The sequence below is a fragment of the Paenibacillus sp. ALE2 genome, assembly GCF_054113385.1.
In genome coordinates this window covers 2,987,131-2,998,734 of sequence record NZ_CM134213.1, presented here as the reverse complement: position 1 = coordinate 2,998,734, position 11,604 = coordinate 2,987,131, and the positions used below count along the sequence as shown (strand labels likewise).

9 protein-coding genes are annotated in these 11,604 nt (G+C 48.1%); all 9 read right to left on the bottom strand.

Annotation, left to right across the window (positions count from 1 at the left end):
- Nucleotides 1-34 precede the first annotated feature (34 nt).
- The 9 genes from ACXHJ1_RS13095 to ACXHJ1_RS13055 all read right to left on the bottom strand — a co-directional run bounded on the left by ACXHJ1_RS13095 (nucleotide 35) and on the right by ACXHJ1_RS13055 (nucleotide 11,553).
- On the bottom strand, nucleotides 35-1,069 hold the full coding sequence (locus ACXHJ1_RS13095) for a rod shape-determining protein (protein ID WP_013311600.1): 1,035 nt from the start codon (nucleotides 1,067-1,069) through the stop codon (nucleotides 35-37).
- Between the two features lie 106 nt (nucleotides 1,070-1,175).
- The gene (radC, locus tag ACXHJ1_RS13090) at nucleotides 1,176-1,868 is read right to left on the bottom strand and encodes a RadC family protein (protein WP_017427420.1); all 693 of its coding nucleotides are present in this window, start codon (nucleotides 1,866-1,868) and stop codon (nucleotides 1,176-1,178) included.
- A gap of 14 nt (nucleotides 1,869-1,882) precedes the next feature.
- A complete protein-coding gene (locus ACXHJ1_RS13085; protein WP_102998278.1) occupies nucleotides 1,883-2,491 on the bottom strand; it encodes a Maf family protein in 609 nt (202 codons plus the stop codon).
- A gap of 22 nt (nucleotides 2,492-2,513) precedes the next feature.
- A complete protein-coding gene (locus tag ACXHJ1_RS13080; protein WP_013372674.1) occupies nucleotides 2,514-2,756 on the bottom strand; it encodes a DUF4321 domain-containing protein in 243 nt (80 codons plus the stop codon).
- 121 nt (nucleotides 2,757-2,877) lie between these two features.
- Nucleotides 2,878-4,155 carry an SPOR domain-containing protein gene (locus ACXHJ1_RS13075; RefSeq protein ID WP_457904739.1) on the bottom strand — a complete coding sequence of 426 codons (1,278 nt, stop codon included), beginning with the start codon at nucleotides 4,153-4,155 and terminating at the stop codon, nucleotides 2,878-2,880.
- 166 nt (nucleotides 4,156-4,321) lie between these two features.
- Complete coding sequence (murC, locus tag ACXHJ1_RS13070; RefSeq protein ID WP_038978209.1) at nucleotides 4,322-5,701, bottom strand: UDP-N-acetylmuramate--L-alanine ligase; 1,380 nt, start codon at nucleotides 5,699-5,701, stop codon at nucleotides 4,322-4,324.
- Nucleotides 5,702-5,707: 6 nt separating this feature from the next.
- Complete coding sequence (locus tag ACXHJ1_RS13065; protein ID WP_016818421.1) at nucleotides 5,708-7,084, bottom strand: bifunctional folylpolyglutamate synthase/dihydrofolate synthase; 1,377 nt, start codon at nucleotides 7,082-7,084, stop codon at nucleotides 5,708-5,710.
- A gap of 36 nt (nucleotides 7,085-7,120) precedes the next feature.
- Nucleotides 7,121-9,787, bottom strand: coding sequence for a valine--tRNA ligase (locus tag ACXHJ1_RS13060; RefSeq protein ID WP_017427418.1), 2,667 nt, complete (start codon nucleotides 9,785-9,787; stop codon nucleotides 7,121-7,123).
- Between the two features lie 434 nt (nucleotides 9,788-10,221).
- On the bottom strand, nucleotides 10,222-11,553 hold the full coding sequence (locus ACXHJ1_RS13055; RefSeq protein ID WP_457904738.1) for a LysM peptidoglycan-binding domain-containing protein: 1,332 nt from the start codon (nucleotides 11,551-11,553) through the stop codon (nucleotides 10,222-10,224).
- Between the last annotated feature and the right edge of the window lie 51 nt (nucleotides 11,554-11,604).

The window sequence follows — 11,604 nt, the reverse complement described above, 5'->3', positions numbered from 1 at the left end:
GCCAAACAGCTTAAACAGTTCCTACACCCCCGATTCAACGTTTGGAACGGACGGCAGAACTGCTGCGCGATTTGAACAAATGGATATTTTCCAGTGCTCTACCCGTACCGATTGCCACACAATCCAGAGGATTTTCCGCTACGATCACCGGCATTCCGGTCTCACCTGCCAACAGCTTATCCAGGTTGCGCAGTAGTGCTCCACCACCAGTCAGTACAATTCCTCTATCCATGATGTCCGCCGCCAGCTCGGGAGGGCATTTTTCCAATGTTACTTTGACTGCGTCCACGATCGCATTCACGGTGTCTGACAATGCTTCGCTAATTTCATCGGAGGTAATCGTAATTGTCTTCGGCAAGCCTGTAACCAGATCGCGTCCGCGGATTTCCGATGTTTCCACTTGCTCTAATGGCATAGCTGAACCAACTTCCATTTTCAGCTGCTCAGAAGTCCGTTCACCAATCATCAGGTTGTATTGACGTTTCACGTATTGAATGATGGACTCGTCCATTTCATCGCCAGCCACTCGTACAGAACGACTTGTTACGATCCCCCCCAAGGAAATGACCGCAACTTCGGTTGTACCTCCACCGATATCGACAACCATACTGCCCGTAGGCTCCCATACTGGCAGATCAGCGCCAATTGCCGCTGCAAACGGCTCTTCAATCGTGTACGCCTCTCTTGCGCCTGCTTGCTTGGTCGCATCTTCAACAGCACGCTGTTCCACTGCAGTAATACCCGAAGGCACGCAAACCATCACGTTCGGATGGCGCGGAAACAATGAACGTTGTGCTTGCGCCTGACGGATGAAATATTTAATCATCGTTGCAGTCGTATCAAAATCGGCAATGACTCCATCCTTCATTGGACGAATTGCACGGATATTTCCCGGTGTGCGACCGATCATTTTTTTCGCAGATTCCCCAACAGCCTCAATGGTTTTTGTATCTGTACGCAATGCGACTACAGATGGTTCACGAACCACGATTCCCTTACCTCTTACGTATACAAGCGTGTTTGCCGTCCCCAAGTCAATTCCCAAATCTTTTGTAAAGCCACCCAGCATGATGTTAATCTCCTTTTCTCTTCCCTGAAATCTGTTATCCCTGTATAAACGGTTTATTCAGGCCGGTTTATCCGGTCGTGTTTAAATGTTTGATTTAAATATTATATTATATCAGACCTTGTTCCTTCAAACTTACAAAGGTCCCGTCCCCGATCACAATATGATCAAGCACGTCGATACCCACGATGTTGCCCGCTTCCATCAAGCGGCGGGTCAACTGGATATCTTCCGGGCTTGGCTTCGGATCACCGCTCGGATGGTTATGAGCGCAAATAATCGAAGCACTGCTGCACTTGATTGCAGCCCGGAATACTTCACGAGGATGCACGATGGCGGAATTCAGGCTGCCCATAGATAGCGTTTCCTGAGCAATGACATGGTTTTTGGTATTTAGAAACAGGCAAACAAAATGCTCTTTCTGCAAATAACGAAGCTGCTCGAACAGCAGATCTGCCACATCCCGCGGGCAACTAATCACCGGGGTCTCCAAGTGGCGTGACAATGCCAATCGACGCCCGAGTTCGATACCCGCTTTTAGCTGTATCGCTTTAGCATTTCCAATACCCTTAATCTGGGTCAACTCGCTCAGACTCATATCCACCAGTTGACGCAGATTCCCTGCCTGCTGCAAAATACGCTGCGCTAAATGCACAGATGATTCTCTTTGTGTTCCTGTACGCAGTAGTATTGCTAGCAACTCCGCGTTGCTCAAGGCATCCGCCCCATATGTCATCATGCGCTCTCTTGGTCGTTCTTCATGGGGGAGGTCGCGAAGCATCAGTATTGGCGACTCCAGCATATGTTTATCCCCTTTTATGGACGCAGCACATTTACTCCAAAATCGGACAGCATGTCCGACAGCAAAGAAAGCGGCAATCCTACGACGTTAAAATAACAACCCTGAATAGATTCCACCAACGTAGCACCCATGCCTTGAATGCCATACGATCCTGCTTTGTCAGACGGTTCACCAGTATTTACGTATGCCACAATTTGTTCTTGGCTCAAAGGCTTCATTGTGACATCCGTTTGGCGATGTCTAACAAGCATCTTGCCGGTTCCGGTATGTATGCAGGCTACCCCAGTGTACACACGGTGTGTTCTTCCCTGCAATGCAGTCAACATGCGAACTGCGTCCGCATGGTCGGCAGGCTTGCCCAATACCGAATCCTCCAGCACGACAATCGTATCACTGCCAATCACCAATCCAGCTTCCTGGGACTGCGCAGCAGTGCGCACGACCGCTTCGGCTTTGCGGGCCGCAAGGGTCTCCACGATTTGCTGAGGCGTCCAGCTCTCAGGCGTGCTTTCATCCGCATGACTCGGCACCACCTCAAAGGGGAGTCTCAAATATGCGAGTAATTCCTTCCTTCTTGGTGAAGTCGATGCCAGAATAATGCGGGGCGTAATTTTCCCGTCCATAAGGGAAGCTCCTTTTCATCAGTTAGAGCCTGCGGTACAGCCAGAATGCGGCGATGATGCCGATCAGACTAAGCAGGCTCAATTCAAAATTTATCGTTATGTTGTAGCTGATAATATCCAGATCCGCTCTCGGCGACCAGGATATCGTAGTGGGGTGGGTCAGAAAGGAAAGGACTTTGACCGATTGAAGGGCCTTAGCAATCCAGGCACCCAAAAGCCAACCGAGCAACAAAAACAGTATAAGCATTCCTACATTTTTTTTCATCCTGATCTTCCCTCGCCATTTTTTGACACCTTCATTATTATACGGTGATTTGTACTGCAATACAAACAGAAATCCGGCATGGGGAACTATTTCCAGTTCCTTGCCGGAAAGTATGGTTAGTCTACTGTTTTATGAATTGAATAAATTCCTTCTCACGCAAAACATATTCCATCATGGAGGACTGAATCTCCCAAATGTGTTCCTTGGCTGTATTCTTGTTATATTCTCCAAGTGCAGAGACTGCGCTGTTCATCGCCTTTTCAAGCGAGGTTGCGGTGGCAGCCGCTTCCTTCGGAAGACCAGTGGGAAGCACAGCGATATTTTGTGTCCACTGCTGATGCAGGTCGTTCAGCTCGCTCATGTCGGAGGCTGGCACCGTATTTGAGCCTTCTTCTCTGAGCAAAGTTGAGGAAAGTCCGCTCAGCTTCCCCACTAATGAGTTGCTTAACTGAAAAAAGGTAGTCAGTTTATCACCATTACCTCCGTAAGCCGCTTTTTCGAATCCAGGTAATTCGAGCTCGCGGACATACAATTCCACTCCTTGTGTCTTCAATTGATTACTGAGCAACTTGGCTTGCTCCCTATCCGACGATATTCCTGCATATACCCGGTTTTGATCCTCGCTATCCCCTCCTGCTGCAATGCCTGCCTTCAACAGTTCTTCCTTTGCCTGTAAAGCCCGCTCTGGAGTGCTGAAAACCCCATATTGCAGCAAATAATAGGTTTGTGGAGGTACTTGAGTTGCTACGACGGCGACAGGGGCAGCATTCTCTTTTGCATACGTGTTATCGACATCAACAGATTCTTTAAAAACAGGCACAGCCTCATCAGCAGAAGGATCAGATCCTGGGACCATACCGCCTCCGTTAAACAGTAACAACAAAATATATCCGAACATGCCTCCCGTCACCAACGCGCTGGCTACAGAACCGATTAATCTCCATCTGGAAGGGTGAGGTGGACGCTTTCTATACTCTTGACCGGAATAATAGGTTTCCTCAACCTCAACATCGTCCTCTTCCGGACTTTCCGGTAGAATGTCCGCATCTGACCAGGAAGCTGCCGAACGACCAAAAGGGTCGTCCCATCCCTCTTGTACCCTCAATGTTGGAGTAAAGCGCCGAGTTGCAGTGCGTTTGTTCGTCTCAACAGGCTTACCAAGCTCTGAATGTTGTGTAGTTCGAGTATGTTTCTCCATACTGCTAGTCCGTTCCATCCCTTTATGCTGGTTATCCGTTTGATAAAGCTCATCATCGTGGTATAACTCCGTATCTCTAATCGGGTCACGCTGTCCGTTCGTAAATGACTCATTTTGGTTCGGAAGCACCTGTAGCGTATCCTCCCGGCTTGTTTCCGGCAACTGTTGATCGAACCGGAATGTCATCTTGGCCTTGTTCATGGATGCACTCCCTCCTTGTCCCATACTTCCTCATAGTCTGTTGTATGAGTCAAGCTGAGAAAATATGCCTCAGCTTTACAAAAAAAGGGTATCTCGAAACACCTTCGTGTTCGGAATACCCTTCAAAGCTATAATACATTGGCGTAACAGCCCATGTTCATACGTATTACACTTGTTGCCCGCGAAGATGGCGTGCTAACGCGTCGCCAGCTTTCCAGATATCTCCTGCTCCCATTGTCAGCACAAGATCGCCTGGTTGTAACCGATCTTTCAGCTCTTCGATCACAGCTTCTTTGGTTGGTAAATAGATTGCATTCGCATTGCTGTTTTGGACGATTAAATCCACCAGTTTGGAAGAATGCACACCTTCAATCTGTTTTTCTCCCGCTGGTGAATAAATATCGGTAATGATCACTTCACCAGCCTCGCTAAACGCACGGCTGAACGCATCCAGCAGGAAAAAGGTACGACTGTAGCGTTGTGGCTGGAACACGGCAATAATACGCTTGCCAGTTGCTCTCGCTGCACTGATCGTAGCCTCAATCTCTGTTGGGTGATGCGCATAATCATCAATAATCAAAATGTCATTGCCTTCACCTAGCACTTGAAAACGACGTTTCGCTCCATGAAATTCCACAATAGTTGCAGCAATTTGATCAAATGGAATCCCTGCTTCCAGACATGAAATCACGGTAGCCATCGCATTATACATGTTATGTTTACCAGGTACAGACAATTCAATCGTTCCGAGTGCTGTTCCCTTACGGCTCATCGTAAAGCTTAATCGGCGGTCACCCAGTTGGATATCTGTCGCCATGTAATCCGCTTCATGCTCTACCCCATAAGTAATGACCCGAGTTTGGAGCTGAGGCAGCATCTCTCGGATGTTCTGATCATCTGCGCATACAATAGCTGCTCCATCCGGCCGAATTTGGCTCAAGAATTGCACGTAAGCACTTTTTAGGCGATTGAAGTCCCCATCGTAATTTTCCAAATGATCTGCTTCAATATTGGTTACTATCCCCTGCCAAGGATGATATTGTAGGAAAGAACCATCGCTTTCATCCGCCTCGGCAACGACAAACTCGCTTTTCCCCGCTTTGGCGTTCGTCCCCAAATTCGTGATTTCGCCGCCGATAATATACGTTGGGTCAACGTTACATCTCTCCATAACCAGAGCGATCATAGAAGAGGTTGTCGTTTTCCCGTGCGCACCCGCAACCGCTATACCCTTACGTTCGTTAAGCAAGCGAGCCAGCATCTGCGAACGGTGCAGTGTTGGAATATTCAATTCTTCTGCTGCCACCCGCTCTACATTGTCACGTGACAATGCTGTTGAATAGACGACGATATCTGCGCCCGCAATATGTTCAGGCGTGTGTCCAATATATATTTTTGCGCCTTTTGCCGCCAGTTTTTCTGTCAGCTCCTGTGATGCCACATCTGAGCCAGTCACGGTATATCCCATCTCCAGCATGACCCGAGCAATCGCGCTCATCCCGTAGCCGCCGATACCGATAAAATGAACATGTTCCGAAGTAATCAACAAATTTCACCAACCTTTTTCCGAATCGGTTTGATACATAAGGGTAGCCCGTACATCCGCAATAAGATACAGCGTGCCGGACACCACCCCCAGATCTTCCGCTTCCGTATGTGACTGAAGCAGGTTTAAAGCCTTTTTCCAGTCACCTTCTACAATAATTTTTAAATCCGTTTTGGCATAAGACGGCCGCAGCTTCTCCACGAGATGAGCCAAATCAGCGGCATTCATTTTGCGGCGAAAATCGGGCTCGGTCAGGATAAGCGTATCCACTAGTGGCAGTATATGCTGCAAGTATGCCTCATGATGCTTGTTTGATAGCATCCCCATCATTAAAACCAATTTTTTGTACGAATACACTTGTGGGAGACTCTTGGCCAGCGTTTGCGCCCCTTCTGGATTATGAGCCCCATCAAGGACAATTCTCGGCGAGGTACTGACTTGTTCGAGACGCCCTGCCCAGGCAGCTTGCCTAAATCCCTCCAGCAGATCCTCATCATCCAACACAAAAGCCATATACTGACGTAGGACTTCAAGTGCCATCAGAGCTCCTGCCGCATTAGAACATTGATGCTCACCTAACAACGTGATGTCGATTTCCATATGTCGGAAGGGTCCGGCGAATGAAAAGGTCTGACCTGTTTCATTCCCGTTTAACCGTTCATACGTAAATTGTTCTCCTGCCAGGTACAAGGTAGCTCCTTGCTTGGCCGCCGTTTCACGTATGACCTGAATAGCCTCGGGCTGGGAAACACAACTGACGACAGGTACACCCGGCTTGATGATCCCAGCCTTTTCTCTTGCAATCTGTTCCAGTGTATCTCCCAAAATGTCCGTATGGTCATAGCCGACATTCGTAATGACCGAAACGATAGGACTCACGATATTAGTTACATCCATCCTTCCCCCGAGGCCTGTCTCCCATACCACAACATCTGGAAAAGCTACCGTAGCATAGTACAAAATAGCCAACGCTGTGGACACCTCAAACATCGTAGGTGATCCCAACTCACTATCTGCGATTTCTTTCACCAACGGATACAAGCGATTGGCCAGTGAAACCAGCGTTTCATCTGGAATATCGGTCCCGTTGAATTGAAAACGGTTCGTAAATCGGGTGATGTACGGAGAAGTAAAGGTCCCAACATCGTATCCACATTTCAGAAGCACAGAGGTTAGAAAGGCACAAGTCGAGCCCTTACCGTTGGTTCCTGCAATATGAATAAATTTCAGATGTCGTTGCGGATCACCCAGCCTACTCATCAGCTGTTCGATTCGTTCCAGTCCGGGTCTAATGCCAAACGGAATCAACCCATTAATCCATTCCACTGCTTCATCATAACTTTGTAAAGGGGCTATGTCGCCGCCCCTGATCGTATCTGACATCCTCTTCACCTTCAGGTCATTTTATTGTGAGTGAAATTATCCCTTGAGTTCTTCAATACGTGCGATAACTTTAGCGCGCTTATCTGAGTAATCGGCTTGCTTGGCCTTCTCTTCCTCGATGACTTTGGCTGGTGCCTTCGCCACAAAGCCTTGGTTGGAGAGTTTTTTCTCCACGCGCTCCACTTCACTGTTCAAATGCTGAAGTTCTTTTTCAAGTCTGCTAATTTCCTGGGCAATATCTAGCAGTCCGGCTAACGGCAGGTATAGCTCTGCGCCGCTAACAATAGATGTCATGGCTTTATCTGGAGCGGTGAACTCTAAGCCTGCGTCGAATTCAGACGTGTTACAGAATCGACGTACATACTCCCCATTGCGGTTAATGATATCAAGAACGGCTTGATCGCCGGGTTTTATGAGCAATTCAATTTTTTTACTCATCGGCACGTTGACTTCAGCGCGGATATTGCGCACAGCACGAATCACGTCGATCAGCAAATTCATTTCAGCGACCGCGTCCTTATCCTCGAAAGCAGGATCGTAAGCAGGCCAAGCGGCCAGTGTGATCGTTTCTCCCTCATGCGGAAGATGCTGCCATATTTCCTCGGAGATAAACGGCATGAACGGATGAATCATGCGCAGTGTCCGATCCAAAACGTATGCAAGTACGGATTGTGTTTTCTTTTTCGCCTCTGCATTATCGCCATATAGGGAAAGCTTCGCAAACTCAATGTACCAGTCGCACAAATCATCCCAAATAAAGTTATACAGAAGGCGGCCTGTCTCGCCAAATTCATAAGCATCTATTAGACGCGTGATGTCGCGTGAAGTTTCGTTTAGACGGTGCAGAATCCAACGGTCAACGGTGCTCAAGTCACCAGTAATGTCTATATCTGCCGCAGTGACGCCTTCCAGATTCATTAGCGCAAAGCGTGATGCATTCCAGATTTTATTGGCAAAGTTACGCGCCTGCTCCACACGTTCCCAGCGGAAACGAAGATCTTGTCCAGGTGTGCTGCTGGTGGAGATCATATAACGCATTGCATCGGTACCATATTGGTCGATCACGTCGAGCGGATCAACACCATTGCCCAGGGATTTGGACATTTTTCTTCCGTCCGCGTCACGAACCAAACCGTGCATAAGTACATCCTTGAACGGAATCTCTTCCGTGAACTCCAGCGCGGTAAAGATCATACGCGATACCCAGAAATAAATAATGTCATAGCCTGTCACCAGAACATTCGTCGGATAATAGCGTTTGAGATCCTCTGTCTGCTCAGGCCAACCTAGGGTCGAAAATGGCCACAAAGCAGAGCTGAACCAAGTATCGAGTACATCCTCATCCTGTTTGAGCTTTCTACCGGCATATTCAGGCAAAGTGGTAGGGTCCTCCGCCGATACAATAACTTCTCCGGTTTCCTCATCATACCAAGCCGGAATACGGTGTCCCCACCATAATTGACGGGAAATACACCAATCCCGCACATTTTCAATCCAATGCAGATAAGTACGCTCAAAGCGATCCGGTACAAAGTTTACACCGTTGCCAGCCTTCTGTGCTTCAATCGCCTTAGCTGCCAGAGGCTTCATTTCCACGAACCATTGCGTCGACAGATAAGGTTCTACAACTACGCCAGAACGCTCACTATGACCTACTTGGTGTACATGCTCTTCAATACGAATCAGTACACCCTGCTCTTTCAAATCAGCGACGATTTGCTTACGGCAATCGCTGCGATCCAGTCCCTGATATTTGCCTGCTTCAGCATTCATCGTTCCCGTCTCGTCCATCACCGTAATTTGAGGCAACTGGTGACGTTGACCCATTTCAAAGTCATTCGGATCGTGAGCCGGTGTGATTTTAACCGCGCCGCTACCGAAATCTTTATCTACATAGTCATCCGCAATGACCGGAATTTCACGCCCGATGATTGGAAGCACAAGTGTTTTGCCGATCATTTGCTTATAGCGTTCATCTTCTGGATGTACAGCTACAGCCGTATCGCCCAGCATCGTTTCAGGACGTGTAGTGGCTACAGTAATAAATCCGCTACCGTCTTTCAAAGGGTATTGCAGGTGATACAGATTTCCGTTCACCTCTTTGTATTCCACCTCAATATCCGACAATGCGGTACGTGCAGCAGGGTCCCAGTTAATGATGCGTTTACCGCGATAAATCAGACCCTTTTTGTACAGTTTAACAAATACTTCGCGTACCGCCTTGGACAGTCCCTCATCCAATGTAAAACGTTCACGAGAATAATCGAGAGAAAAGCCCATTTTCTCCCATTGATTGTGGATATTGTCCAGATAAAGATCTTTCCACTCCCACACTTTCTCCAAAAACTTCTCACGGCCCAAATCATAGCGAGTCAAACCTTCTTCACGTAGCTTCTGCTCTACTTTTGTTTGAGTAGCAATACCTGCATGGTCTGCCCCTGGCAGCCACAAGGCATCATAACCCTGCATCCGCTTGGCGCGGATAATAATATCCTGCAAAGTAAAGTCAAGAGCATGTCCAATATGCAACATACCCGTAACATTCGGTGGTGGAATAACGATAGTAAAAGGCTCTGCCTCTGGATGTTGCCCGGCACGGAAATAGCCCTTCTCCATCCACGTTTTGTACCATTTTTGTTCTGCTGATTTGGGATCGTACGTTGTTGGCATTTCCAAGGTTGTCTTGTTGTCTTGTTCTGACATATCAGGATACCTCCATGATTTTCAATTGGCAAATAAAAAAAGCCCTTCATCCTCAAAGGACGAAAGGCTGTTCTCTCGCGGTACCACCTTTGTTTCACCCCTAGTGCATGTATCCACTGATCCATTACACATGGTGTGACACTTTATGCAGATAACGGTTGCGGACCGGCCTTATTCTACCGTGAACCTCTTACCTTCCGAAGGAATGAAATGAGGAACCGTTCAAACAGGCGACTCCCGGGTGACTTCGGCCAGTAGCTTCCTGCGGAACCTCACAGCGCTGCAATTCCACTCTCTGAAGGGCTTGCTGCCTACTCTTCCCGATCTCAGTCTTTCAATAACTATACCACATCATACATTTCCCATTGACTATAGTCAACACCCATTTCTCATTGACGATAGTCAGCACTTCTTCGCATGTTTCAGCAACCGAATCAAGGGATGTACAATACCTGCCCTTCTTCTACATGATGCTCTGCCAATCTATTATACAATTGAAGCTCCCGTGTGCTGAGCTGATAACGGTCTGCTATCGTTTCCAGTGTATCCTCGCGCTGTACAATGCATAACCGCACCTTGCGGAAAGGCGTTTCATCCTGTGTATGGAAAAAAAGATTTTTCCACTTGGCATCCTCACGCTCTTCCTCGGCTTTCTGATCCTGACCTTGCGGTTCATGTTCCAGCTGCTGCTGGTGTTCGGCTTCCTTCACCGAACGGCTGGATTGAAGCAATGATGAGTAGACAACCGGGTCCGGCTCGTCTGCTCCTTCATTCTTTTTACTGTTAAGCGCCACGCGCATCTCTGGCTTTTCCTCAGTAAAGGTATCCTGAACTTCATGGTTTACCTGTTCTGACGCTTCAGGCCTGAAGTCAAAGTCATTCCCCTGACTTGCTTCCAACTGCGGCTCCAGATAAATCTCTGACTCTGTGGCAGAATGGGGCTCCGACAGCAAAGGGTCGTATGCTACATTGGGAGATGCAGAAGATACTTTAGGCTCATCCCCTACCGGTCCTGTTTCCTCTTGCTGAAATGCCCACACTTCCGACGCCTCCTGCTCATGCTTAACTTCGGAAGAGCTGTCTTCAACTACTTTTCCCGTCCACGGCTCATAATATCGGTTCGGATCTACTATCGGATCATAAGCTTGATGCTCCAATGATGGCTTCTGTTCCCCTTGATCCTCTGACGACTGTTCCCAGTAAGCTGACTCTTGTTGTGCTGGTACTTTGTATGAAGTTTCCGGGTCTGAAATGTTGTTGTATACCGAGTCTTGGGTAGAATAAGCCTCTTCGTGACGATGCTCTCCAGCGCCGTAAAGAGATGGAGCCGGATGTTCAGGTGCATGCACCACAGTAAATTCCTCATCCAGCCAAACCGCCGTCTCCTCTGCATGCGAGCTTTCCACCCCATGCAAAGAAAGCACCCCTGTAATGTTTAGACTACGTAAAGAGAGCAGGTCCACATCAAAATTTTCAATCTCCACGGAGATATCTTCCAATCTTCCTACCCGGTTAAGCGGAATGGTAATTTCCACAGGGATCAAATGATGAAGCTCGCTCGTGATCTGTTCAGGTGTGCGGTACACGCCCTCCAGCAGCAAATGCCCTCGCAAAGCGGCATGGTCGCCGTGGGTTACAACCTGAATGCGTGGCAGAAGCTCAATTTCCTCCAACTCGGCTATCCCGGCAGCTTCCTCCGTCAAATGAATGCGTTCATAGATATCAAAACGCAAGCCTTGCGGCTGATCATTCTGTTGTTTATTCAAGGATGGCATCCTCCTTTGGGCAGCCTCCGCACATCCTCTGACTCGTGTCAG